Source organism: Aquitalea sp. ASV15, from assembly GCF_016429115.1.
Taxonomy (GTDB): domain Bacteria; phylum Pseudomonadota; class Gammaproteobacteria; order Burkholderiales; family Chromobacteriaceae; genus Aquitalea; species Aquitalea magnusonii.
On record NZ_JAELTZ010000004.1, the window covers coordinates 23,825 to 47,424 of the forward strand.

Here is a 23,600-nt window from a genome sequence, read left to right on the forward strand (position 1 = left end):
CCTCAGGATGCGGCACCGGCACGGGCGGCCCTGATCTCGGCCGGCTGCACCAGTTGCCCGGTGTGATTGCCCCAGGCATTGCGCTCGTAGCTGATGACCGCCGCGATGTCGGTATCGGACAACTGCTTGCCCCAGGCCTGCATGGCGGGATTTTTCTGGCTGCCATTGAGCACGATATTGATATGGCCGGCCTTGTCGCCATTGACCACGGGCGAACCATCCAGCGCCGGGAAACTGCCGGGGATGCCCTTGCCGTTCGCCTGATGGCAGGGAATGCAGTTCTGGCCATACACCTTCTCGCCACGCTCGCGCAGCGCCGCCAGCGTCCATACCCGGGTCGGGTCGTCAGCACTGGCTGCCGCCTGCTTCAGCCGCGCATCGCGCCAGCGCGCATAGTCCTCAGGGCTGCGCGCCTCCACCACGATGGGCATGAAGCCATGGTCCTTGCCGCACAGCTCGGAACACTGGCCGCGATAAATGCCGGGGGTATCCACCATGAACCAGGCATCGCGCAGAAAACCGGGAATGGCATCCTGCTTGATGCCCAGCTGCGGCACCCACCAGGAGTGGATGACATCGTTGGCCGTCAGCAGCAGCCGCACCTTGCGCCCGGTGGGCACCACCAGCGGCTCATCCACCTCCAGCAGATAATTGGCCGGTTTGGCTGCCGTACCGGCAATGGCACTGGCTGGCGTGGCCAGATGGCTCATGAAGCCGAAATTGTCGTCGAGATAGTCGTAACGCCACTTCCACTGATAGCCGGTGATCTTGATGGTCAGCTCCTCCCCGCGCGTGCTTTTCTGGTTCAGCACCGCCCGGGTCGCCGGCCAGGCGATCAGCAGCAGGATCAGCAGTGGAATCAGCGTCCAGATGATTTCCACCGTGGTGTTCTCGTGAAATAGTCTGGCGGCGTGGCCGGCCGACTTGCGATGACGCACGATGGCATACAGCATGACGGCCAGCACCAGCAGGAAGATGCCGCCGGTCACCAGCAGCAGCATGGTGTGCAGATCGTATTCCAGGCGGGCAAGCGAGGTGGCGGGGGCTTGCAGATTGATGGCCGCGCCCCGGGCCTGCATGGCGGTGCAGGCAAGCAGGCTGCTGGCAGCGGTACGGCCCGGCAGGTACCGGCAGGACATGGCCCCCCCTCTCTGGCCAGCCGGCTGTGACACTGGCCTTTTCAAGCGCTGACATTAACAATCATCAGCAGCTGCTTGAAATGCTAGGTCACCCGCAGATAAAAACAAGAATCTTTCATGATGCAATGCAAAAGGCAATCTTCATACCAAAAGCATAAACTTGTAATTGGAATGAGATGACAAATAATGAGGATACACCTAGCGCTTTTTGGCTAAGAGCCGCGCACAACACCGCGCAGAGGCCCCGGCTCAGGGCGGGCTGACGCAGACAGCACCAGCACAATGGCCAGGAGGCACAACGCCGGGGTGGTGGGTTTTGTCAGTGGGTCTAAAACGCAAGCAGTCCAGACGGCAACTCAGATCATGTCCAATGCCAGCCGTGCGCAATACAGCGCCAATCCGCATTTCCTGCACACCCTGTCCGGCCTGCTGGCCAGACAGGCCATTGTGGTGGAGCATGCCATCAGCGCACCCGATGGCAGCATTCTGTTGACCAGTGGCAGCCGCCTGCAGCCACGGCATTTCCAGCTGCTGCCACAGCAGCAGCTGCGCTCGCCACTGGAATCCAGCCTGGCTCTGCCTGATTTTGCCGCACACCGCCTGTTACGGGAAAAGAGCGACCAGCTGCTGGCCGATCAAGCACTGTTACAACAGCTGCTGCAAAAAACAACACACCGGCATGCCTGCCTGGCCGTGTTGGAAAACCTGCCCCTCAATCCTGCCCTCACCGTCTTGCTGGCCATGCTGGATCAACAACAGCTGCTGGAACACGGCCTGCTGTGCTGCCTGTTCAGTCTGGGACTGGCCTTGCGCACCGGGCAATCCAGCGCGCTGCTGGAACAAATCGCCCTGGCCGCACTGTTCCATGACATCGGCGAACTGTATCTGGATGCCGGACACCCAGCCCAAGCGGCCGCGGGCAGCGCGCCGCTTGCATGGCGGCACCGCATGGTGCATCCGCTGATTGCTTACCGGCAGATGCTGCAATTGGGTCAGCATCCGCAGCTGGAGGCCATTGCCCTGGCCATGCTGCAGCATCACGAGCGGCTGGATGGCAGCGGCTACCCGCGCCGGGAAAAGGAAAAACAGCTGGGCATTGCCGGCCAGCTGATCGCGGTGGCCGACCTTAGCTGCCGGCTGCTGCAGAAAAGCCACCCCGGCCAGCGGCTGGATATTGCCTTGCGCATCATCCCCGGCGAATTTCACCGCCCGGCGGTGGCGGTGATGCACCGCGCACTGCAGCAGCTGGACAAGGACACGGCGGCCATGCCGACGTCGGCGCAGGCGATGGCGGCATTGCATGCGCTGCTCAAGCGCATCGGCGAAATCACCCACCTGCTGCTCAATCTGCAGGAAGAAACGCTGACGGCGGCTGGTCAGGCGGCGCTCGGCCGCTGCATGGGCCAGTTTGATACCATCCAGCGCTCGCTGTTCAGCACCGGCATGCAAGCCAGCCAGCCGCTGGCGCAGGAGGAGGATCTGCAGCTGGAGATTCTGCTGGTGACCGAGGAAATCAACTGGCGGCTACGCAATCTGGGCCGCGATCTGAGTCTGGCCCAGGACAAGCTGGGCCCGGATGATGCCATGCTGTTCCAGTCACTCAGCAGCGTGTTGCTGGCCGGCACGCCGGCTTGAGCGCACCGCTCAGGCTGGCGCGTAGGGTAGCTCCAGCAACAAGGGCGCCGCGATGGCGGCTTGCAGGGTGGCCAGATTGTCGGCATAGGCCAGTTGCTGCGGCACCACCCGGTTGGCCACCCAGCCGGCCAGCTGCAAGCCGGATGCCTGAATGGCACGCACAGTCAGCAAGGCATGGTTGATGCAACCCAGGCGCATGCCCACCACCAGAATCACCGGCAGTTGCAGCGCCCGTGCCATGCCTTCCATGTAGACACCCTCGGCCAATGGGGCCAGCCAACCGCCTGCGGCTTCCACCAGCACGGTGTCCGCCTGCGCCGCCAGTTGCTGGTAATGGCTGACAATGGTGTCCAGCACAATCTCCACCCCGGCTTCGCGTGCGGCGATATGCGGCGAGACCGGCGGCAAAAAGCGGTAGGGGTTCATCAGGTCCAGATCCTGCTGGCCGGTGGCCGCCACCAGCCGTGCCACATCGTCATTCAGCCAGCTGCCATCCGGCAGAATCTCGCAGCCGGAGGCCACCGGTTTCATCGCCACTACCCGCTGCCCCTGTGCCTGCCAGTGACGGATCAGCGCGACAGCGGAATGGGTTTTGCCGATTTCAGTATCGGTGCCGGTAATGAAAAAGCCTTGAGCCATGGTGGGTTTGCCTTGCATCTATGAAGCAGGCTGGATGATAGCGCGGGAAAGGGTAATGCGGGAAACCGGGGGCCAGCCCGCCAGCGCAGCGACGCCGACCTCCTGGGTCGGCGATCTGCCACGCTGGCCTTGTGAGCCTGGGCTGTATGGATGCGGCCTTGTGAGCCTTAGGGTTTCAATATCGGAGTGGACTGAAACCGGTTTGCCAGGGCTTGCCCGTGGCTGCCTGCCCGCCTGCCGGGAACGGGATGGGAAAATCCGGCAGACGGTAAAGCAGCACGGGACCGGCCCGGCAGGTATTGCTAATCAGACATTGCCTTGCGCCTTGACGCGTTCCTGACGGTTGCTCAGCTTGTTGAGCGCCGACAGATAAGCCTTGGCACTGGCGACAATCACATCGGTATCCGCGCCCTGGCCATTCACCACACGGCCATCCTTGGCCAGCCGCACGGTGACTTCGCCCTGCGATTCGGTACCCTTGGTAATGGCATTGACCGAGTACAGTTCCAGTTCGGCCTGGCTGTTGACCGTGCTTTCGATGGCCTTGAAGGCGGCATCCACCGGGCCGGAGCCACTGGATTCGCAGCGCTTTTCCACGCCATGCTCGACAAACACGATGGCAGCCTGCGGTGCTTCGCCGGTTTCGGTATTCACCTTCAGCGACACGAACTTGTAGTCTTCCTGCAAGGTGGCCACCAGCTCGTCCGACACCAGCGCGTGCAGGTCTTCGTCGAAGATTTCACGCTTGCGGTCGGCCAGATCCTTGAAGCGGGCAAAAGCGGCGTTAAGCGCTTCTTCGCTGTCCAGCACGATGCCCAGATCGGTCAGCTTGGTCTTGAAGGCATTGCGACCGGACAATTTGCCCAGGGTCAGGCGGTTGGCACTCCAGCCCACGCTCTCTGCCGACATGATTTCATAGGTTTCGCGATGCTTGAGCACGCCATCCTGGTGGATGCCGGATTCGTGGGCAAAGGCATTGGCACCGACGATGGCCTTGTTCGGCTGTACCGGATAGCCGGTCACCGTGGATACCAGCTTGGAAGCCGGCACGATCTGGGTGGCATCGATACGGGTTTCCACCGCAAAAATGTCCTTGCGGGTACGCACGGCCATGACGATCTCTTCCAGCGCGGCATTACCGGCGCGCTCGCCCAGACCGTTGATGGTGCATTCCACCTGACGGGCACCGCCCAATACGGCAGCCAGGCTGTTGGCCACGGCCATGCCCAGATCGTTGTGGCAATGGGCCGACCAGATCACCTTGTCGCCACCCGGCGTCTTGCTGATCAGCTCGCGGAAGAAGGCTTCGGTGGCACGCGGCACGGCGTAGCCCACGGTATCCGGCACGTTCAGCGTGGTGGCGCCGGCCTTGATCACTTCGCCAAAGATGCGGGCGAGGAAGTCGATATCCGAGCGCAAGGCGTCTTCGGCGGAAAATTCGACATCATCGGTGTATTCACGCGCCAGCTTGACGGCCTTTACCGCAGCCTCTACCACCTCATCCGGCGTCATGCGCAGCTTCTTTTCCATATGGATGGGGCTGGTGGCGATAAAGGTGTGGATGCGGCCACGGGCAGCCGGCTTGATGGCTTCACCGGCGGCGCGCACATCGCGCTCGTTGGCACGGGCCAGGCTACAGACGGTGGAATCCTTGATCACCTCGGCAATGGCGTGGATGGCATCGGCATCGCCCGGGCTGGCGGCAGCAAAGCCGGCCTCGATCACATCGACACCCAGACGTTCCAGCTGGCGGGCGATGCGGATCTTTTCTTCCTTGGTCATGGAAGCGCCCGGCGACTGCTCGCCATCACGCAAGGTGGTATCAAAAATGTAAAGACGGTCGCCCATGTCGAATGCTCTCCCTTGTCCCTGTGCTGCTGTCCCGGCTGCGTTCAGGTAATCGTTGAAATCGAATCTCTTGCCCTGGCTTGCCGCCAGTTGCGCCAACTTGTTCAACTGCGCCAGCGGTAGGCTGCCGCGTTCTCTCCACTTGTAGACTGCTGCACGGCTGACCGGCTCATCGGGAAAAATCCGGCTCAGGCCTTCTGCCACCGCACCGGGGCCGCCCAGGTCGTCAATGAGTCGTTCAATGTCCAATTGCATGTTGTGCTCCTGCAGCAAGTTTTGATTCAATGTAACGATTCGACGACATAACGTCAAACCCGCAGTGCAACATGCGGCAAAAATATCGTCAAATCTGTGTCAAATTTACAATTATTAGACATTAAGTCTAATTTACAACAAAAAACGTAGTTCCCTCCGCGTCAACCTAGCCTTGCAGCCAAGTATTTTCCTGCCATCCGATAAGAAATATCAGACCAATCCGTCCAATCACCCACCCGCATCAAGCAAAAGCCCCGCTGCTGCCGGGGCAGGAGCGGGGCTTGATCACACAGATCGACAATCAGGGCGAGACCGCCGGCAGCGGCTTGCGCCGCAGCAGATTCCAGCCTGCCATCACATAGCCGGACAGGGCATAGCAGACAAAGAAGCCGAACAGCACCAGCGGCGGCTCCGACATCAGCAATAGCAAGCCCACCACCAGCGCCAGCAACATCACAAACGGCACACGGCGGCGCAGGTGGATCTCCTTGAAGCTCCAGAACTTGACATTGGTCACCATGGTGATGCCGGAAAAGGCAGTAAAGCCCAGCAGAACCCACTTCAAACCCGGCAGGCCAGTGTAGTCATAGGCATGGCAGATCCACACCAGCCCCGCTACCAGCGCCGCTGCTGCCGGGCTGGGCAGGCCGGTAAACCAGCGCTTGTCGGTACTGCCTATCATGGTGTTGAAACGGGCCAGCCGCAGTGCGGCGCCGGCACAGTGGATGAATGCCACCATCCAGCCCAGCTTGCCCATGTCTTTCAACAGCCATTCATAGGCCACCAGCGCGGGAGCGACACCAAAGCTCACCATGTCCGACAGGCTGTCGAACTCGGCACCAAAAGCACTCTGGCTATGGGTCAGCCGGGCAACCCGCCCATCCATGCCATCCAGGATCATGGCAACAAAGATGGCAACGGCAGCAATCTGGAAATTCTGGTTCATCGCTTGCACGATGGCGTAGAAACCGGCGAACAAGGCCGCCAGGGTAAAGGAGTTGGGCAGCAGGTAAATACCCTGACGGCGCAGGGACGGCTTACCCGGAACGGGGTCATGGATCATGGTGTTATCCGTAAGCGAAGCTATCGGTACGGCGCTGAGCACACACCGGCGCGGGCCGGCTGTCAGTACGTCGACGATCTAGACAAAGGGCGCATGCGCGCAGAGCCGCTGATTTTAATCCAAGCCGGCCCCGGCAGCAAAAGCGCCGGTCCGCCCGCACTGCCGACCACCCATCCTGCATGAAAAAAGCCGGGTTTCCCCGGCTTTGGCACACTGACTGACTTCGAAATCAGTTCTTGGACTGGTCGACCAGTTTGTTCTTGGAGATCCAAGGCATCATGGCGCGCAGTTCGGCACCCACCTTTTCGATCGGGTGATCGGCGGTCAGGCGGCGACGGGCAGTCATGCTCGGATAGTTGGTCTTGCCTTCCAGGATGAACATCTTGGCGTATTCACCGGACTGGATGCGATACAGCGCCTTTTTCATGGCTTCCTTGGTGGCGGAGGTCACCACTTCCGGGCCGGTCACGTACTCGCCATACTCCGCGTTATTGGAGATGGAGTAGTTCATGTTGGCGATGCCGCCTTCGTACATCAGGTCGACGATCAGCTTCAGTTCGTGCAGGCACTCAAAGTAAGCCATTTCCGGAGCGTAACCGGCTTCGGTCAGGGTTTCGAAACCGGCTTTCACCAGTTCTACCGCGCCGCCACACAGCACAGCCTGTTCGCCGAACAGGTCGGTTTCGGTTTCTTCGCGGAAGTTGGTTTCGATCACGCCACCCTTGGTGCCGCCGTTGGCAGCAGCATAGGACAGGGCCACGTCACGGGCCTTGCCGGACTTGTCCTGGTAAACGGCGATCAGGGTCGGCACGCCGCCACCCTTCACGTACTCGGAACGCACGGTGTGACCCGGGCCTTTCGGGGCCACCATGATCACGTCCAGGTCTTCGCGCGGAACGATCTGGTTGTAATGCACGTTGAAGCCGTGGGCAAAAGCCAGGGCAGCGCCCTTCTTGATGTTCGGGGCGATTTCGTTGCGATAGACGTCCGGCTGGGATTCATCCGGCAGCAGAATCATCACGACATCGGCCTTCTTCACTGCTTCGGCCACTTCCTTCACCTTGTGGCCAGCCGCTTCGGCCTTTTTCCAGGACGCGCCGTCCTTGCGCAGACCCACGATCACATCAACGCCAGATTCCTTCAGGTTCTGGGCGTGGGCATGGCCTTGCGAGCCGTAGCCGATGATGGCGACTTTCTTGCCCTTGATGATGGAAAGATCCGCGTCCTTGTCGTAATACACTTTCATTTGCTTTGTCCCTTGTTATCCGGGCGGCCACCTGCTGTGGCCCGCCGTCAGATGTATAGATATATCAGATTTTCAGAACCCGTTCACCACGGCCAATGCCGGATGCGCCAGTACGGACCGTTTCCAGGATCACTGCGCGGTCGATGGCCTCGATAAAGGCCCCCAGCTTGTCGCTCGTACCAGTCAGCTCGATGGTGTATGTCTTTTCCGTAACATCAATGATGCGACCGCGGAAAATATCCGCCATGCGCTTCATTTCCTCCCGGTCCTTGCCGGTAGCGCGCACCTTGATCAGCATCATCTCGCGTTCGATGTGCTCGGATTCATTGAGGTCTATCACCTTGACCACCTCGATCAGCTTGTTGAGCTGCTTGGTGATCTGTTCGATGACTTCGTCGGAACCATGCGTGACGATCGTCATCCGTGACAGTGTCGGATCCTCGGTAGTCGACACCGTCAGTGAGTCAATATTGTAAGCCCGGGCCGAAAACAGCCCCACCACGCGGGACAATGCGCCCGCTTCGTTTTCCAGCAAAATCGAAAGAATATGTCTCATACCGTCCGCCTCAGCACATATTGCCGTAGTCACGGTTGTTCTCGAAGGGGACCTGCTGGACGTCGCGCATGTGCGGCGGCAAATCCATCTGGTCCAGACCCTTGCCATTCTGGATCATCGGGAACACGTTCTCGGATTGATCGGTACGGAAGTCTAGGAAGACCAGACGTTCCTTCAGGGCGGGGCCAAAGGCCTCGCGCAGTACCGGCTCGACATCGGACGGGTTTTCGATCTTGAAGCCAACGTGGCCATAGGCTTCCGCCACCTTCACGAAATCCGGCAGCGCATCCATGTAGGATTCGGAATACCGGGTGCCGTAGAAGAATTCCTGCCACTGGCGCACCATGCCCAGATAGCGGTTGTTGAGCGCCACGATCTTGACCGGTGTGTGGTACTGCTTGCAGGTGGACAGCTCCTGGATGTTCATCTGGATGGAGCCTTCGCCGGTAATACAGGCGACGGTGGCATCCGGATTGGCCAGTTGCGCGCCCATGGCTGCAGGCAAACCGAAGCCCATGGTACCCAAGCCGCCGGAATTCAGCCACTGCTTCGGGCTGTCGAACTTGTAATACTGGGCCGCCCACATCTGATGCTGTCCCACATCGGAGGCGACGATGGCCTTGCCACCGGTGATTTCATACAGCTTTTCCACCACGTACTGCGGCTTGATCAGCTCGGTGGACGGGGTGTACAGCAGGCTGTTGTGGCCGCGCCATTCTTCGATCTGCTTCCACCAGTTGGCCAGATGCTGTGCATCCGGTTTCTGGCCGGACTGGCGCAGGATGTCCAGCATTTCACGCAGCACATGCTTGACGTCGCCGACGATGGGCACGTCCACTTTCACGCGCTTGGAAATGGAAGACGGGTCCACGTCGATGTGGATGATCTTCTTCGGCTGCGACAGGAAATGCGATGGCACGCTGATGACGCGGTCGTCGAAACGCGCCCCCACGGCGATCAGCACATCACAGTACTGCATGGCCATATTGGCTTCGTAAGTACCGTGCATGCCCAGCATGCCGAGGAATTGCGGATCGGAACCCGGATAGGCACCCAGGCCCATCAGGGTGTTGGTACACGGCAGGCCCAGCGATTTGACCAGCTCGGTCACTTCGGCTGCGGCATTGCCCTGTACGGCACCGCCACCGACATAAATGTAGGGACGCTTGGCTTCCAGCAGAAGGTTGATGGCCTTCTTGATCTGTCCCGGATGGCCGCGGGTGGCAGGCACATAGGAACGGATGTGCACGCTTTCCGGGTAATGGAATTCGGCACGTTGCTGGGTCACATCCTTGGGAATATCCACCACCACCGGGCCGGGTCGGCCACTCTTGGCGATGTAGAATGCCTTCTTGATGGTGTCAGCGATATCGTTGACATCCTTCACCAGGAAGTTGTGCTTCACGCACGGGCGGGTAATGCCCACCATGTCCACTTCCTGGAAGGCATCCAGGCCAATGGCGGGTGTGGCCACCTGACCGGAAATCACCACCATGGGGATGGAGTCCATGTAGGCGGTGGCAATGCCGGTGACGGCATTGGTGGCACCGGGACCGGAGGTCACCAGCGCCACGCCCACCTTGTCGCTGGAACGCGAGTAGGCATCCGCCGCATGTACGGCAGCCTGCTCGTGACGCACCAGAACGTGCTTGAATTTTTCCTGCCGGAAGATGGCATCATATATTTCCAGAACCGCGCCGCCGGGGTAGCCGAACAAAAATTCGACCCCTTCTTCCTGCAGGCAACGGACTAGGATTTCCGCGCCCGATATCTGCATCTTGTGCCTCTTTGTCTTGTCTTGCAGTCAATCTTGGCGATTGACTTGTGTTTCATCCCGTTGTGATGAAAGACCTTAGCTTATCCCTCAAATGGCGGTCAAGTGCTTTTGTGCAGGTGCAAAAACACGCTAAGCCACGGTAAAAACAGGGAAATCCGCGGGGTGGCCTTGCCTGTCCGGCTCTGCTACTATCTTTCGTTGGCATCAACCAGAATCTTCCCCTACACATGGCAAGCCGCAAGGAAATGGCCGACTTTCTGCAGTCGGCGGAACGACGCGCCTTCAAGCAAGCCCTGTACGCCGTGCGCAATGACGAAAACGCGCTGGACATCGTGCAAGACTCCATGATGAAGCTGGCAGACCGCTACGCCCATGCACCGGCGGCGGAATTGCCGCTGATTTTCCAGCGCATCCTGCAAAACACCATTCGCGATCACTTCCGCCGTGCCAAGGTGCGCCAGTTCTTTGGCACCCTGCTGTCTTCGCTGCTGCCCACCCGCGAGGAGGACGAAAGCGCCGATCCGCTGGAAACGCTGAACATCGCGGCAGACGAGGCCAGCAGCAATCCGGAAAAATGGTATGCCCGCAAGGAAGTCGCTCAGCTGATTGATGGCGCGGTGCAGCTGCTGCCCAATCGTCAACGGGAAGCCTTCCTGCTGCGTTACTGGGAAGGACTGGATGTCGCCGAAACCGCACGGGTGATGGGCTGCTCGGAAGGCAGCGTCAAGACGCATTGCTCGCGCGCCACCCACACGCTGGCGGCCATCCTGCAGCAAAAAGGAGTGGTGCTATGAAGCCCTCGCAAGATTCTGCGAACCATGCCGGTGCCAACGACAAGCTCAAGCACAGTGTGACCACCATACTCGACCAACCAGGCAATCAGCTCAGTGCCCCCCAGCAGCAGCGACTGCGCCAGGCCCGCGAGCTGGCCCTGGCCCGCTTTGACCTGCGCGCCAGCGAAACGCCGCGCTTGCGCGAGCAGCTGTCGCTCTGGCTGCAACGCCATACCCAGGGCTTGCGCCGCAGCCTGCTGGCCCTGAGTTTTGCCGTGATGGCCGGTACCGGCCTGTGGCTGATGGAGGGCTTGCTGGTCGAGGAAGAAGCGGTGGATGCCGCCATCCTGGCGCATGAGCTGCCGCTGGAAATGCTGATGGAACCGCACTTCTCGGGGAGCCTGCATGACTAGGCTGCATCGCTTGCTGCCCTGGCTGCTGCCCTGGCTGCTGGCCGGCTGCCTGCTGGCCACGCCGGTACTGGCCAGCCCGCTGACCAACCCGCGCTGGGATCAGCTGGATAGCGAGCAACAGACGGTCATGGCCCCGCTGGCCGCCGAATGGGACCGCTATGCACCGGAGAAAAAGAAAAACCTGCTGGCCATCGTGCCGGAATACCGCAGCCTGGACCCGGCCGGCCGCCTGCGCCTGCAAAGCAAGCTGAAAAGCTGGTCGGACCTGACGCTGGAGCAACGCCAGCAAATCCGCAATAACTGGAAAACGCTGCAAGGTCTGCCTCCTGCCGAGCGGGAAAAAGCCATCCAGCGCCTGAAACAAAGCCAGCCCAAGCCCCAGGCTTCCGGCTGAGCATCACCCTGCCATCATCATCATGAGCCCAACCCTTACCGCGGCCAGCCTTGGTCGCCGCCTGTGCAGCCAGCTTTACGAATTGCTGCTGATTGCAGCACTGCTGCTTACCGTTTCCGCTGTCATGACCGGCCTGCAAGCCTGGCTGGGACAGTCGCTAGTGCTGGACCTGCTCACCCAGCTGGCGCTGGCCGGCGCGCTGTTCGGCTATTTCGGCAGCAGCTGGGTCAAATCCGGCCAGACCGTGGCCATGAAAGCCTGGCGGGTGAAGGTGGTGCGTCAGGATGACGGACAGCTGATGGATTGGCGCCAGGCCGGTTTCCGCTACATCGTCGGCCTGCTGCTGTTTGTCGGCATGCCGGCCATTTCCTACCTGGCCTGGTCGCGCAATCTGGGCCATGGCCGTGAGGCGCTGCTGATTTCGCTGGCCTGGTGCATGCTGCCCTATCTGGCGGCCTGCTACGACAAGGAGCGGCTGTTCCTGCACGACCGCCTGGCCCGCACCCGCCAGATCACCCTGCCCAAACCGCCCCATCCGGGCAAGGGCCGTCGCGCCGGACAAGACTAGCTGCCGCCGGCGGCCGCACGCTGGTAAACCAGCTGGCCAGCCACATAGGTCGCGGCAATCGCCCGGTCATCACCCAGCATCATCTGGATGAACAGGGCATCCTGCACATCGCGGGCATAGCGCATGCGAAAAGTGATCAGCGGTGTCGAGTACCAGTCCAGCACCAGCAGATCGGCCTCCATGCCGGGCGCCAGGCTACCCACCTTGTCGGCAATGCCCAGTGCTGCGGCACCGCCACGGGTGGCCAGATACCAGGCTTGCACCGCCGTCAGCGCATTGCCGTGGCTTTGTGCCGCGACATAGGCCGCTTGCATGGTCTGCAGCATGGAAAAGCTGGTGCCTGCGCCCACATCCGTCCCCAGCCCCAGCGCCACCTGTCGTGCGCCCTGCTTGAGCCGGCGCAGGTCCAGGCTGCCCGAGCCGAGAAACTGGTTGGAAGTGGGGCAATGCGCCAGCGCCGCACCGCTGTCGGCAAAGGCGGCGATTTCCGCATCCGACAAGTGAATGCCGTGGCCGAAGACCGCCCGTGGCCGTAGCAGCCCGTGCCGGTCATAGACATCGGCATAGTCACGGCAGTGTGGAAACAGCTGTTGCACCCAGGCCAGTTCATCGAGGTTTTCCGCCACATGTGACTGGATCAGCACATCAGGATACTCACGGGCCAGTACGGCCAGCGCATCCAGCTGTGCCGGGCTGCAGCTGGGAGCAAAGCGTGGCGTCAGCGCGTATTCGGCCCGGCCGCGCCCATGCCAGCGCCGTATCAGTGCCAGCGAGTCATCATAGGCGGCCTGCGCCGTATCCAGCAGTGCCGCCGGCGCATGGCGGTCCATGCAGACTTTGCCGGCAATCAGTCGCAAGCCGTAGCGGGCCGCCTCTTCGAACAGCACGTCCACCGAATGCGGGTGCACGGTGCCAAATACGCAGGCCGTGGTCACGCCATTGCGCAACTGCTCTTGCAAAAACAGCCGTGCCACCTCGCGCGCGTGTTCACCCTCGGCAAAACCCTGCTCGGTGACAAAGGTGTAGTCATTCAACCAGTCGATGAGTTGTGCGCCAAAAGCCGCCATCATCTCGGTCTGCGCATAATGCACATGGCAATCGATAAAGCCGGGCAGCAGCACGCCGTGCGGAAAGTGCTGCAACGGGACATCGGCCGGCAAGGCGGGCAGCAGGCTGGCAGCCGGACCCAAGGCGCTGATCTTGCCGTCTTCCATGATGATCAGGGCATCGCTGTCATAGTGCAGACACGCTGCGGCAGGATGGAGGAAGGGGTCGGCCCGGAAACTGATCATGGCGGCACGTACTGCGGTTTTCATCCGGCTCATCCTCGCTGGGTGGCTAGCGCAGCCTGCAAAATCAGTGCACTGGCGATATGTTACGATCAAATATCTTTATGTGAAGATATTTTAGCACAAACACATGATACTCTTTGCGCCCGGAACGGAAAGCCTTGCCCCTCCCTTACCTGGAAGCACGCAGAATGCATCAACAGCCCGATCAGATCGACCGTATCGTCGCCCTCTGGAATGAAGTACGTCCCGACCTGGACCCCTCGTCCACACAGGTTATCGGCCGTATCGTACGGATGGAATATTTCATTACCCGCCGGGTACTGCAGGATCTGGCCCGCTACAACCTGAATGTCGGCGAATTCGACGTGCTGGCCGCACTGCGCCGCCGTGGCGAGCCCTACCAGTTGTCGCCCAACCAGTTGCAGGGCATGGTGCTGATTTCCTCCGGCGCACTGACCAACCGCATCAACCGGCTGGAAGAAGCCGGCCTGGTCACCCGTTCGCCCGATCCGGAAGACCGCCGTGGCGTAATTGTGACACTGAGCGCCAAGGGTTTTGCCGTGATCGAAGAAGCCGTGGTCAATCATCTGGCGGCGGAAGCCGAGCTGATGGAAAACCTGGACGAGACCGAAAAAGTGCAACTGGCCGGCCTGCTGAAAAAGCTGCTGCAAACCCAGGAAGACTGATCCAGGCGCTAGCCATTTCAGCAAAAAAGCCGCATCACTGCGGCTTTTTTCATTTACAGCCCCACCAGCAACAGCAGGTTGGCACCACAAATCAGCACGAACAGCAGCCAGCCCAGCAGCTGCATGGCCGGTGCCAAGGCAAATTCCCCCATCTGCTGCTGGTCGGCGGTAATACGCAGCAAGGGCCACATCGCCAGCGGCAATTGCAGGCTGAGCACCACCTGACTCCACACCAGCATGCGCCCGACAGCCCCTTCCCCCAGCCACAGCAAGCCCAGCAGCGCCGGCAGCAAGGCCAGACCACGGGTAATCAGCCGCCGCTGATAGCAGGGAATACGCACTTGCAGGAAGCCATCCATGATCACCTGCCCCGCCACCGTACCGGTGAGGGTGGAGCTTTGCCCGGAGGCCAGCAAGGCCAGGCCGAACAGCAGCGCCGCCGCCCCGCCGGCCAGCGGCGTGATCAGCCGGTAGGCTTGTTCGATATCATCCACCACCGGCTGGCCAGCCACATGGAAGGCCGAACCGGCCAGCACCAGGATAGCCCCGTTCACCAGCATGGCCAGCAACAAGGACAGCACAGTATCCACGCGGCACAGCGCCAGCGTGTCGCGCAGGCCATGCCGCCCGCCCTCCACCCGCCGGGTCTGCACGATGGAGGAATGCAAGTAAAGATTGTGCGGCATGATGGTGGCACCGACGATGCCCAGCCCCAGCACCACCGCCTGATGCAGGTCCGCACCGGGGCTGGATGGCAACAGGCCGCGCGCCACTGCCTGCCAGTCCGGCCCCACCATGAACACCTGGATGGCAAAACACAGTGCGATGGTGGCAATCAAGCCCAGCACCACCGCCTCGATCTGGCGGAAGCCCTTGCCCTTCATCCCCAGCACAATCAGGGTGTCGAAAGCCGTCAGCCCCACGCCCCAGGCCAGCGGCACGCCAAACAGCAGCTTGAAGGCCAGGGCGCAGCCCAGTACCTCGGCCACATCGCAGGCGATGATCGAGAGTTCGGCACTCAGCCACTGCAACAGGCGCCCGGCCGGGCCGTAACGCTCGCGACTGGCCTGCGCCAGGTCCATGCCGGTGACCAGGCCCAGCCGCGCCGCCATCAGCTGTAGCACAATGGCCACCACACTGGACAGCACCACCACCCACAGCAAGCCATAGCCAAAACGCGAGCCGGCCTCGATATCCGTCGCCCAGTTGCCCGGGTCCATATAGCCGACGGCCACCAGCAGGCCGGGGCCGGCAAAGCGGCGCAGCCGCTGCCACCAGGTGGCCTGGGCGTCGATGCGGATACTGCCTTGGACTTCGGAGGGACAAAACGGCGCGGTGGCAGTGCGTGGGAGGGAGAACATGCAAAATCCTCAAGCGAAGAGGAGAGAAAAATGCACGCTATTTGCGTGCAAAGTCTACTGGCCTAAAGGCAGGTTACTGCCAGCCACTTTGACTGGTACTGGCGCAGTCCAGGACCATTGTTTCTTCCAGGCGCCAATCACCAGATTGGGATATTCCGGCCGGCCCAGGCTGCCGTTGTAGCGTCCCAGGGCGCGATAGAGATTGCCACGCTCCATGTCCAGATAATGGCGCAGGATGGTGCAGCCATAGCGCAGATTGAGCGTGAGTTCGAACAGATTGTGCTGCGGATTGCCGATCTGGCGCACCCAGAAAGGCATCACCTGCATCAGGCCACGGGCACCGACCGGTGAGATGGCGTATTTGTTAAAGCCGCTTTCCACCTGGATCAGCCCCAGCACCAGCTGCGGGTCCAGCCCGGCGCGGGTGGCTTCGTACTGGATGGCGGTGAGCAGCCGCTCGCGCATCCAGGCATCCGGAATGCGCTTTTGCAGCCGGCGCGACATCTCGGCCAGCCAGGCCTGGCCTTCCTGCGGCGTATCGAATACCAGCCGTGGCGCATTGACATCGGCAATGGTGCGGCTCATGGCCGAGGCCACATTGGCGGCCAGCGCCTCCTCGCGCTGCGCACCCGCCCACGCCGGCGGCAAGGCTAGCATGGTGGTGAGGGCACACAGCGTCAGGAGGATTTTCATCAGGCGAGCTTGGCGAGCAGATGTTCCAGAATAGCATCTGCCGCAACCGGCGTTGCCGTGGCATCACGGCGCTGCTGGTACTCGACCTTGCCTTCTTTCAGACCACGGTCGCCGATGGTGACGCGGTGCGGTGCACCGATCAGCTCCCAGTCGGCAAACATGGCGCCCGGACGCTCGCCACGGTCGTCGATGATCACATCCACGCCCTTGGCCAGCAGGGCCTCATACAGGCTGTCGGCGGCGGCTTTCACTTCGGCCGAGCGGTCGTAGCCCACCGGGCAGATCACCACATTGAACGGGGCCAGGCTGTCCGGCCAGATGATGCCCTTGTCGTCGTGGTTCTGCTCGATGGCGGCACCCAGGATACGGGTGACACCAATGCCGTAGCAGCCCATTTCAAACGGTTTCGGTTTGCCGTCTTCGTCGAGGAAGGTGGCGTTCATGGCGGCGGAGTACTTGGTACCCAGATAGAACACATGGCCCACTTCGATGCCGCGCTGGATGGCCAGCACGCCCTTGCCGTCCGGGCTGGGGTCACCGGCCACCACATTGCGGATGTCGGCCACTTCCGGCTCGGCGCAGTCGCGGCCGAAGTTGGCGCCAGTGTAGTGCTGGTCGTCTTCGTTGGCACCGATGACAAAGTCGGCCATCTTGGCCACGGTACGGTCAGCAATCATGCGCCCCTTGAAGCCCACCGGACCAAGCGAACCCGGATTGGCACCAAAGGCTTCGCGGATCAGTGCCGGGCTGGCCATGGTCAGCGGTTTCTTGATGCCGGCGATTTTCTCAGCCTTCACTTCGTTCAGTTCGTGGTCGCCGCGCACCAGCAACAGTACCGCCTCGCCTTCGGCGCCTTCCACCACCAGCGCCTTGACCGTGCTCTTGATGTCGATGTTCAGGAATGCCACCAGGTCAGCAATGGTCTTGACCTTGGGGGTGTGTACTTTGGTGAGCGCGGCAGTGGCGGCAGGGCGTTCGCCGGCCGGGGCCACTGCTTCGGCCAACTCGATATTGGCGGCGTAGTCGGAGTCCGGGCAGTAGATGATGGCATCTTCGCCGGTATCGGCAATCACCTGGAATTCGTGCGAGCGGTCGCCGCCGATGGCACCGGTATCGGCCGCCACGGCACGGTAGGTCAGGCCCAGGCGGTCGAAGATGCGGCAATAGGTGTTGTACATGTTTTCGTAGCTGGCACCCGCCGCTTCAGCGCTGCGGTCGAAGGAGTAGGCATCCTTCATGGTGAATTCGCGTCCACGCATCACGCCAAAACGCGGACGGCGTTCGTCGCGGAACTTGGTCTGGATCTGGTAGAAGTTTTTCGGCAAGGCGCGATAGCTGCGCAGCTCGCTGCGGGCGATGTCGGTAATCACTTCTTCGGCGGTCGGCTGCAGGGCAAAGTCACGCTCGTGACGGTCCTTGAAGCGCAGCATTTCCTCGCCCATGGTGTCCCAGCGGCCGGATTCCTGCCACAGGCCAGCCGGCTGCACCACCGGCAGCGACACTTCGATGGCTCCGGCACGGTTCATTTCTTCGCGCACGATGTTTTCCACCTTGCGCACCACGCGCAGGCCCATCGGCATCCAGGAGTAAATGCCGGCGGCCAGCTTGCGAATGAAACCGGCACGAATCATCAGCTTCTGGCTGGTGATGTCGGCGTCGGCGGGGGCTTCTTTCAGGGTGGAAATGAAAAACTGCGATGCGCGCATGATGCGTCCTTGGTATTCGGCTAAATGGGGATGATTGTAGCGTTTTGCGGCCTTGGCGGGAAAGCATCCCGTCCACAGCCCCATGCTGGCAGGGTAGCAGGCGAAAATCCGCGGCGCTTTGTCGTTTTCCCCCTACATGGCCCAAGGTAAAACTGGCAGGAACACAGCATTAGCTTGGCGCTGCCCCGACTCAGTAGTAACCTTCGCGCTCACAGGCCATTCGATTTTCTTGCGCCGCAACAAACACGGAAAGCGGATGGCATTGCATGCTTAACTACACAAAGAACGCACACAAATCATGCAGGCTCACAATAAACAAGCCATGACCGGCCTGACGCTGGCTGCGCTGGGCGTGGTGTACGGGGATATCGGCACCAGCCCGCTGTATACCTTGCAACAATGTTTCACCAGCCACAACATGGCTACCACACCGGATAACATCCTGGGGATTCTTTCCCTGATTTTCTGGTCGCTGATTTTTGTGGTTTCCATCAAATATGTGGCCTTTGTCCTGCGTGCCGATAACCACGGCGAAGGCGGCATCATGGCGCTGATGGCGCTGGCCAGGCATTACATCACCCATTCGGCACGCTGGAAGGTGGTGCTGCTGGGCCTGTTTGGTGCCTCGCTGTTTTATGGCGATGCCATCATCACCCCGGCCATTTCCGTCCTGTCAGCGGCCGAGGGCCTGAAAGTGCTCAGTCCCAGCATGGGTCCGTACATCCTGCCCCTGGCCATCGTGGTGCTGGTTTTCCTGTTTATCCTGCAGCGCTTTGGTACGGCCAGTGTCGGCATGTTGTTCGGACCGGTCATGACCTTCTGGTTCTGCACGATCGGCGTGCTGGGCCTGCTGCAAATCCTGCAAGCGCCTGCGGTATTGGCCGCCATCAACCCCCTGCATGCCGTTCGCTTCATCTACCAGCACGGTGTTGGTGCGTATCTGACCCTGGGTTCGGTGGTACTGGCACTGACCGGGGCCGAGGCGCTGTATGCCGACATGGGCCACTTTGGCAAAACACCGATCCGCCGCGCCTGGTATGGCCTGGTGCTGCCGGCACTGGTGCTGAATTATTTCGGCCAGGGTGCCTTGCTGATGCTGAACCCCAAGGCCATTGAGAATCCCTTTTTCATGCTGGCCCCGCAATGGGCGCTGCTGCCACTGATCATCCTGGCCACCCTGGCCACGGTGATTGCCTCGCAGGCGGTGATTTCCGGTGCCTACTCGCTCACCCGCCAGGCCATCCAGCTGGGCTATAGCCCGCGCATGGAGATTTCCCATACTTCGGAAAAGGAAATCGGCCAGATCTACCTGCCCTTCGTCAACTGGGCCTTGCTGATTGCCGTGCTGGTAGTCGTGCTGACCTTCCAGACGTCGGATAGCCTCGCTTCTGCCTACGGCATTGCCGTGACCGGCACCATGCTGATCACCACCCTGCTGTTCTTCGTGGTGGCACGGGTCAACTGGCGCTGGCCGCTGCCGCTGGCGCTGGGCGTGACCATTATCTTCGGCATCATCGACGCCGCCTTCTTCAGCGCCAACCTGCTCAAGCTGTTCTCCGGCGGCTGGCTGCCGCTGGTGCTGGGCATGGTGATCTTCCTGCTGATGACCACCTGGAAACAGGGCCGCAAACTGCTGTTTGACCGCCTGCGCGAACAGGCCTTGCCGCTGGACAGCTTTATCGAAAACCTGGAAGCCTTCCCGCCCACCCGTGTGCAGGGCACGGCGGTCTTCCTCACCAGCACCCTGCATGGCGTACCGCATGCGCTCCTGCATAATCTGAAGCACAACAAGGTGCTGCATGACCGTATCGTGCTGATGACCATCCGCACCGAGGATGTGCCTTACATCAACGATGAATCGCGGCTGGAAGTGGTGCAGCTGTCGCCCTCGTTCTGGCGCGTGGTGGCCCGCTACGGCTTCAAGGAAGACCCGAGCGTGCTCAATGTGCTGGAATTGTGTGAAGCCGATGGCCTGGCTTTCGAGCTGATGGATACCTCCTTCTTCCTGTCGCGCGAAACCATCATCTCCACCGAGCGTCCGGGCATGGCACGCTGGCGCGAACGGCTGTTTGTGTGGATGAGCAAGAATGCGCTGCGCGCCACCGACTTTTTCCAGATTCCGACCAACCGCGTCGTGGAACTGGGCGCGCAAGTCGAACTGTAGTCAAGCAACTACATCAAAAGGCAGGCTTTTCAGCCTGCCTTTTTTATTTGCCATGCCATATTCATGCAATGTAATCGATTACAAAGCACCAGCAGGCACAATAAAATCCCATTCAATACAAGCACTTGCCACTTGAATGGTGGCAGTCACCGGCCGCCGGCATCGCGCTGAGCACAAAAATGGCCGACGCAAAACTGTCGGCCACATGAGGCAAAACGGCTGAAATTTTACTATGTAGTGACGCCACTACGCCGGCAGGTCGATTTCCCTTCGCACCCTGGCCCAGTCGAAGTAAGGACCGGGATCGGTTTTACGCCCCGGGGCAATATCCTCATGCCCGGTCATGCCACGCAAGGGCAGCTGGCTGCGCAATTCGCGCAATAGTGCCAGCAACATCTGGTACTGCGCATCGGCAAAGGGCTCGAAATCGCAGCCCTCCAGCTCTATCCCTACCGAAAAGTCATTGCAACGCTCGCGCCCGCGCCAGCTGGACACGCCGGCATGCCAGGCACGCTGATGCACGGAAACAAACTGCAACAGCTGTCCGCTGCGGCGGATAAAGAAATGCGCGGAGACGCGCAAGTGCTGAATGCTGGCAAAGAAAGGATCTTCCGCCGGGTCCAGCGTATTGGTGAACAGCTGCGACACGGCCTGCCCGCCATAGCGATAGGGCGGCAGGCTGATATTGTGAATGACCAGCAATTCGGCCGCCCCGCCCTCGCGGGCATCACAATTGGGTGAAGGAATCTGTCGCGCTTCGCGCACCCAGCCATTGGCATCCAGATGCAGCACCGGCTGCACACGGCCGGCCTGATAGACCATGCGCCACAGCACCAGGCCATCCGGCACCTTCCAGCGCTGTTCCAGCACAAAACCCGCCTTGTGATACAGCGCCACCGCCGCGGCATTGACCTCGGCGGTATCCACGCTGACTTCGTCGGCATCCGCCAGCAGATGGTTGAGCAAGCGGTAACCCCAGCCATCGCCAAAGCAGGCCGGGTCCACCACCGTGCGCTCGATATGCCAGCCGCCCTGCTGGCGCTGGCTTGCCACCAGCACACCACGCAGCACATTGCCCTCAAAGGCGCCCAGCACACGGTCGCGGCAGGCCATCACGGCAGCCAGATCAGGCCACATCAGCGGCAGCTGGGGATAATCCAGCCACGCGCACTCCACCTGATGCGCCAACAGCTGGATACGCAGCGCCGCGGCTGCCAGTTGCGGGTCGTCCAGCCGTATTGGCCTGATTTCAAACGGAATGTCCATTGCTGCCTTTCTCGCCGGTCTTTGCCGCCGCCACATCGCCACCCTGCCCCCGCCCGCGCATTGCGCTGGGCAAGCCACCCTGGCAGGGCGCACAATGTCCTATTGTGCCAGCAGCGCCGGCCGCTGCGAACCGAGTGCCGCGCATTTGAGCAGAATCATGGTTTTTTGCAATGCAGCACGGCACACTCGATCCATTCACCCAGCTTGAGGCTTCCCACCATGCTTACCCTGAATGATATCGGCAACACCGGCAGCGCCAGCTTCGAACAACCCCTGGACATGCTGCTGGCCTGCCATGACAAGATCCGCCGCTTCTGCGACCAGCTGGACAAGCTGCCGGGCTATATCGCCGAACATGGCGTGAATGAGGCGGTAAAGAACACCATCGATGGCGTGATCCGCTATTTTGACGTCGCCGGCCCCGCCCACCATATCGACGAGGAAGAAGAACTGTTCCCCATCCTGCTGGAGCGCGTCCCCACGGCAGCCCCGCGCATCGAACAGCTGGAGGCCGAGCACGGCTATCTGCATTCCTGCTGGAATGCCATTCGCGATGATCTGCGTGCCCTGCGCAATGGCGAAATCGACAGCATCAGCGAAAATGCCGTGGCCGAATTCGTGCGCCAGTATCGCGAGCACGCCGCCTCGGAAGAGGCTTGGCTGATTCCGACCGCAGCCGCCACCCTGAATGCCGACGAGTTGCGCGTGGCCGGCCAGCACATGGCCCAGCGCCGTCAGCAAGCCTGCTGAACACCCGCCGGTCCTAAAGCAAAAAAGGATGCCGTCAGGCATCCTTTCAAAACGCCTTCGCGCTTTCTGGAAGGAAAGCGGGGCTCCCTTGCGGGGCAAGGGCGGGGGGATTGGAAGTAGATGGAAAGGCTGCGGAGTCCATAAGTCAACTGGAAGGCCCGGCTTTGCCGGGTCCAGTAGAATCCTGCCAAATCACTCTGTCAGAGCCTAAAAGGATGCCGTCCGGCATCCTTTTAGCGTTAGCGGCTGCCGCCAGTCTTAGGCCGTTAGTTGCAACAATGCAGCGAATGCATCTTCAAACAGCTTGAGCCCGTCCTGCTGCAGCTTGTCGCCCACCGCCACCAGGTCGATATCGGCCTCAGCCACCTCCAGCAGGGTGATCTGGGCCTGCTGCGCATCCTGCGGCAAGGTCAGCGCAGCCACGCCGTGATCACGGAAGGCCGCCAGCGTGCCATCCGGCACGGTATTGACGGTTTCATCGCCAATCAGGCTTTCCACGTACAGCACATCGGAGTAAGCGGCGTTCTTGGTGCCGGTGGACGCCCACAGCAGGAATTGCGGCCAGGCACCGGCGGCCTTGAGCGCAGCAAACTCGCTGCCATGGAAACGCTGCTGATAGCGGGCGTAAGCCACCTTGGACAGGGCAATGGCGGTCTTGCCTTGCAGCGCAGCCGGCAGTTGCGGGTCCAGCAGGCTGTCCACCCGCGACAGGAAGAAGCTGGCCACGGCCTTGATGCCGGACACCGGCTTGCCGGCGGCGTGGCGTGCGCTCAGGCCGTCGATATAGGCATCCCATACCGCTTCCACCTGCGGCAGGCTGAACAACAGGGTGATATTGACATTGATGCCCTCGGCCGTGAGCATCTGGAAGGCGCGGATGCCGGCCGGCGTGGCCGGGATCTTGATCATGGCGTTGGGACGGCCGATCTCGGACCACAAGCGGCGTGCCGCAGCCAGCGTGCCGGCTTCGTCGTGCGACAGGGCCGGGGACACTTCCAGGCTGACATAGCCATCATTGCCCTGGCTGCTGCGGTACTGCTCCAGCAACAGGTCGCATGCGGCCTGGATGTCCGGCACCACCAGTGCCTCGTAGCGCTGCTCTGCGCTGAGCGCGGCATTGCTTTTCAGCTGTGCCAGATCACCCTGGTAACTGGCATCGCTGCTGATGGCCTTGTAGAAAATGGCCGGATTGGAAGTCACGCCGGCAATGCCGTCTTCTTGCAGCAAGGTGGCCAGTTGGCCGGAAGCCAGCAGTTCACGGGACAGATTATCCAGCCAGATACGCTGGCCGAACTGACGAATGGATTGCAGACGATTCATGGTGTGGTCCGGGAACAGGGTAGTTTGCATTATGGAGGAATATCCTAGCGCGCCAG

The 23,600-nt window shown here is 61.1% G+C and carries 21 protein-coding genes and 1 pseudogene; 8 read left to right on the forward strand and 14 right to left on the reverse strand.

What is annotated here, in order from left to right; translation table 11 throughout:
* Nucleotides 1-2: 2 nt before the first annotated feature.
* Nucleotides 3-1,139 carry a cytochrome c oxidase subunit II gene (gene coxB, locus JHD64_RS02625; RefSeq protein ID WP_082693269.1) on the reverse strand — a complete coding sequence of 379 codons (1,137 nt, stop codon included), beginning with the start codon at nucleotides 1,137-1,139 and terminating at the stop codon, nucleotides 3-5.
* Nucleotides 1,140-1,502: 363 nt separating this feature from the next.
* On the opposite strand from coxB, the gene JHD64_RS02630 reads away from it, so the two are divergent.
* Nucleotides 1,503-2,774 (forward strand): HD-GYP domain-containing protein, encoded by a 1,272-nt coding sequence (locus tag JHD64_RS02630; protein WP_199052167.1) that lies wholly within the window; start codon nucleotides 1,503-1,505, stop codon nucleotides 2,772-2,774.
* A 9-nt stretch (nucleotides 2,775-2,783) separates the two neighbouring features.
* Here JHD64_RS02630 and bioD read toward each other — a convergent pair whose 3' ends face one another.
* From bioD to ilvB, 6 genes are all read right to left on the reverse strand, one after another.
* Nucleotides 2,784-3,413: a dethiobiotin synthase gene (gene bioD / locus JHD64_RS02635; protein WP_199052168.1), complete on the reverse strand. Its 630-nt coding sequence runs from the start codon at nucleotides 3,411-3,413 to the stop codon at nucleotides 2,784-2,786.
* A 306-nt stretch (nucleotides 3,414-3,719) separates the two neighbouring features.
* Entirely contained in the window at nucleotides 3,720-5,516 is a 1,797-nt protein-coding gene (locus tag JHD64_RS02640; protein ID WP_059284723.1) for a 2-isopropylmalate synthase, read from the reverse strand.
* A 301-nt stretch (nucleotides 5,517-5,817) separates the two neighbouring features.
* Complete coding sequence (gene pssA, locus JHD64_RS02645; RefSeq protein ID WP_059284699.1) at nucleotides 5,818-6,579, reverse strand: CDP-diacylglycerol--serine O-phosphatidyltransferase; 762 nt, start codon at nucleotides 6,577-6,579, stop codon at nucleotides 5,818-5,820.
* Between the two features lie 229 nt (nucleotides 6,580-6,808).
* The gene (gene ilvC / locus JHD64_RS02650) at nucleotides 6,809-7,825 is read right to left on the reverse strand and encodes a ketol-acid reductoisomerase (protein WP_045845777.1); all 1,017 of its coding nucleotides are present in this window, start codon (nucleotides 7,823-7,825) and stop codon (nucleotides 6,809-6,811) included.
* 64 nt (nucleotides 7,826-7,889) lie between these two features.
* Nucleotides 7,890-8,381 carry an acetolactate synthase small subunit gene (gene ilvN / locus JHD64_RS02655; protein WP_059284698.1) on the reverse strand — a complete coding sequence of 164 codons (492 nt, stop codon included), beginning with the start codon at nucleotides 8,379-8,381 and terminating at the stop codon, nucleotides 7,890-7,892.
* A 10-nt stretch (nucleotides 8,382-8,391) separates the two neighbouring features.
* A complete protein-coding gene (ilvB, locus tag JHD64_RS02660; protein ID WP_059284697.1) occupies nucleotides 8,392-10,158 on the reverse strand; it encodes a biosynthetic-type acetolactate synthase large subunit in 1,767 nt (588 codons plus the stop codon).
* Between the two features lie 227 nt (nucleotides 10,159-10,385).
* Between ilvB and JHD64_RS02665 the strand changes: the two genes are divergently transcribed.
* Genes JHD64_RS02665 through JHD64_RS02680 form a run of 4 tightly spaced genes read left to right on the forward strand, consistent with a single transcriptional unit; the run spans nucleotide 10,386 to nucleotide 12,306 of the window.
* The gene (locus JHD64_RS02665; protein ID WP_059284696.1) at nucleotides 10,386-10,952 is read left to right on the forward strand and encodes an RNA polymerase sigma factor; all 567 of its coding nucleotides are present in this window, start codon (nucleotides 10,386-10,388) and stop codon (nucleotides 10,950-10,952) included.
* The gene (locus tag JHD64_RS02670; protein ID WP_199052169.1) at nucleotides 10,949-11,344 is read left to right on the forward strand and encodes a DUF3619 family protein; all 396 of its coding nucleotides are present in this window, start codon (nucleotides 10,949-10,951) and stop codon (nucleotides 11,342-11,344) included. Before JHD64_RS02665 ends, JHD64_RS02670 begins: the two co-directional genes overlap by 4 nt.
* On the forward strand, nucleotides 11,337-11,738 hold the full coding sequence (locus tag JHD64_RS02675; RefSeq protein WP_199052170.1) for a DUF3106 domain-containing protein: 402 nt from the start codon (nucleotides 11,337-11,339) through the stop codon (nucleotides 11,736-11,738). Before JHD64_RS02670 ends, JHD64_RS02675 begins: the two co-directional genes overlap by 8 nt.
* 22 nt (nucleotides 11,739-11,760) lie before the next feature.
* Nucleotides 11,761-12,306: an RDD family protein gene (locus tag JHD64_RS02680; RefSeq protein ID WP_059284693.1), complete on the forward strand. Its 546-nt coding sequence runs from the start codon at nucleotides 11,761-11,763 to the stop codon at nucleotides 12,304-12,306.
* Here JHD64_RS02680 and guaD read toward each other — a convergent pair.
* On the reverse strand, nucleotides 12,303-13,622 hold the full coding sequence (guaD, locus tag JHD64_RS02685) for a guanine deaminase (RefSeq protein WP_199052171.1): 1,320 nt from the start codon (nucleotides 13,620-13,622) through the stop codon (nucleotides 12,303-12,305). The genes JHD64_RS02680 and guaD overlap by 4 nt on opposite strands.
* A gap of 164 nt (nucleotides 13,623-13,786) precedes the next feature.
* Between guaD and JHD64_RS02690 the strand changes: the two genes are divergently transcribed.
* Nucleotides 13,787-14,284 carry a MarR family winged helix-turn-helix transcriptional regulator gene (locus JHD64_RS02690; protein WP_059284691.1) on the forward strand — a complete coding sequence of 166 codons (498 nt, stop codon included), beginning with the start codon at nucleotides 13,787-13,789 and terminating at the stop codon, nucleotides 14,282-14,284.
* A 53-nt stretch (nucleotides 14,285-14,337) separates the two neighbouring features.
* Here the strand turns inward: JHD64_RS02690 and JHD64_RS02695 are convergent, their stop codons facing one another.
* From JHD64_RS02695 to JHD64_RS02705, 3 genes are read right to left on the reverse strand one after another with little or no spacing between them, the layout of a single operon-like run.
* On the reverse strand, nucleotides 14,338-15,645 hold the full coding sequence (locus JHD64_RS02695; protein ID WP_199052172.1) for an Nramp family divalent metal transporter: 1,308 nt from the start codon (nucleotides 15,643-15,645) through the stop codon (nucleotides 14,338-14,340).
* 54 nt (nucleotides 15,646-15,699) lie between these two features.
* A complete protein-coding gene (locus JHD64_RS02700) occupies nucleotides 15,700-16,338 on the reverse strand; it encodes a lytic transglycosylase domain-containing protein (RefSeq protein WP_059284690.1) in 639 nt (212 codons plus the stop codon).
* A complete protein-coding gene (locus tag JHD64_RS02705) occupies nucleotides 16,338-18,044 on the reverse strand; it encodes a proline--tRNA ligase (protein WP_059284689.1) in 1,707 nt (568 codons plus the stop codon). The genes JHD64_RS02700 and JHD64_RS02705 overlap by 1 nt, the downstream gene beginning before the upstream one ends.
* Nucleotides 18,045-18,342: 298 nt before the next feature.
* Here JHD64_RS02705 and kup point away from each other — a divergent pair, with 298 nt between their 5' ends.
* Nucleotides 18,343-20,208, forward strand: a complete 1,866-nt coding sequence (gene kup / locus JHD64_RS02710) for a low affinity potassium transporter Kup (protein WP_199052173.1) — start codon at nucleotides 18,343-18,345, stop codon at nucleotides 20,206-20,208.
* A 246-nt stretch (nucleotides 20,209-20,454) separates the two neighbouring features.
* Here the strand turns inward: kup and ampD are convergent, their stop codons facing one another.
* Together ampD and JHD64_RS22440 are read right to left on the reverse strand one after the other, a co-directional pair.
* Nucleotides 20,455-21,030: a 1,6-anhydro-N-acetylmuramyl-L-alanine amidase AmpD gene (gene ampD, locus JHD64_RS21895; protein ID WP_233170310.1), complete on the reverse strand. Its 576-nt coding sequence runs from the start codon at nucleotides 21,028-21,030 to the stop codon at nucleotides 20,455-20,457.
* Between the two features lie 3 nt (nucleotides 21,031-21,033).
* A pseudogene (locus JHD64_RS22440) lies at nucleotides 21,034-21,510 on the reverse strand (GNAT family N-acetyltransferase); the annotation flags it as partial.
* Between the two features lie 183 nt (nucleotides 21,511-21,693).
* Here JHD64_RS22440 and JHD64_RS02720 point away from each other — a divergent pair.
* Nucleotides 21,694-22,224, forward strand: a complete 531-nt coding sequence (locus JHD64_RS02720) for a hemerythrin domain-containing protein (RefSeq protein WP_199052175.1) — start codon at nucleotides 21,694-21,696, stop codon at nucleotides 22,222-22,224.
* 258 nt (nucleotides 22,225-22,482) lie between these two features.
* On the opposite strand, the gene tal is transcribed toward JHD64_RS02720, so the two are convergent.
* Nucleotides 22,483-23,544 carry a transaldolase gene (gene tal / locus JHD64_RS02725; protein WP_199052212.1) on the reverse strand — a complete coding sequence of 354 codons (1,062 nt, stop codon included), beginning with the start codon at nucleotides 23,542-23,544 and terminating at the stop codon, nucleotides 22,483-22,485.
* Nucleotides 23,545-23,600: the final 56 nt, after the last annotated feature.

Bases quoted from the DNA above. Each gene is read 5' to 3' on its own strand.
- guaD (WP_199052171.1), bottom strand. From the start codon at position 13,622: ATGAAAACCGCAGTACGTGCCGCCATGATCAGTTTCCGGGCCGACCCC.
- JHD64_RS02665 (WP_059284696.1), top strand. From the start codon at position 10,386: ATGGCAAGCCGCAAGGAAATGGCCGACTTTCTGCAGTCGGCGGAACGA.
- ampD (WP_233170310.1), bottom strand. From the start codon at position 21,030: ATGGTCTATCAGGCCGGCCGTGTGCAGCCGGTGCTGCATCTGGATGCC.
- JHD64_RS02640 (WP_059284723.1), bottom strand. From the start codon at position 5,516: ATGCAATTGGACATTGAACGACTCATTGACGACCTGGGCGGCCCCGGT.
- kup (WP_199052173.1), top strand. From the start codon at position 18,343: ATGCAGGCTCACAATAAACAAGCCATGACCGGCCTGACGCTGGCTGCG.
- pssA (WP_059284699.1), bottom strand. From the start codon at position 6,579: ATGATCCATGACCCCGTTCCGGGTAAGCCGTCCCTGCGCCGTCAGGGT.
- JHD64_RS02695 (WP_199052172.1), bottom strand. From the start codon at position 15,645: ATGTTCTCCCTCCCACGCACTGCCACCGCGCCGTTTTGTCCCTCCGAA.
- JHD64_RS02675 (WP_199052170.1), top strand. From the start codon at position 11,337: ATGACTAGGCTGCATCGCTTGCTGCCCTGGCTGCTGCCCTGGCTGCTG.
- ilvB (WP_059284697.1), bottom strand. From the start codon at position 10,158: ATGCAGATATCGGGCGCGGAAATCCTAGTCCGTTGCCTGCAGGAAGAA.
- JHD64_RS02705 (WP_059284689.1), bottom strand. From the start codon at position 18,044: ATGCGCGCATCGCAGTTTTTCATTTCCACCCTGAAAGAAGCCCCCGCC.
- JHD64_RS02630 (WP_199052167.1), top strand. From the start codon at position 1,503: ATGTCCAATGCCAGCCGTGCGCAATACAGCGCCAATCCGCATTTCCTG.
- tal (WP_199052212.1), bottom strand. From the start codon at position 23,544: ATGAATCGTCTGCAATCCATTCGTCAGTTCGGCCAGCGTATCTGGCTG.
- JHD64_RS02720 (WP_199052175.1), top strand. From the start codon at position 21,694: ATGCTTACCCTGAATGATATCGGCAACACCGGCAGCGCCAGCTTCGAA.
- bioD (WP_199052168.1), bottom strand. From the start codon at position 3,413: ATGGCTCAAGGCTTTTTCATTACCGGCACCGATACTGAAATCGGCAAA.
- coxB (WP_082693269.1), bottom strand. From the start codon at position 1,139: ATGTCCTGCCGGTACCTGCCGGGCCGTACCGCTGCCAGCAGCCTGCTT.
- JHD64_RS02680 (WP_059284693.1), top strand. From the start codon at position 11,761: ATGAGCCCAACCCTTACCGCGGCCAGCCTTGGTCGCCGCCTGTGCAGC.
- JHD64_RS02700 (WP_059284690.1), bottom strand. From the start codon at position 16,338: ATGAAAATCCTCCTGACGCTGTGTGCCCTCACCACCATGCTAGCCTTG.
- JHD64_RS02690 (WP_059284691.1), top strand. From the start codon at position 13,787: ATGCATCAACAGCCCGATCAGATCGACCGTATCGTCGCCCTCTGGAAT.
- JHD64_RS02670 (WP_199052169.1), top strand. From the start codon at position 10,949: ATGAAGCCCTCGCAAGATTCTGCGAACCATGCCGGTGCCAACGACAAG.
- ilvC (WP_045845777.1), bottom strand. From the start codon at position 7,825: ATGAAAGTGTATTACGACAAGGACGCGGATCTTTCCATCATCAAGGGC.
- ilvN (WP_059284698.1), bottom strand. From the start codon at position 8,381: ATGAGACATATTCTTTCGATTTTGCTGGAAAACGAAGCGGGCGCATTG.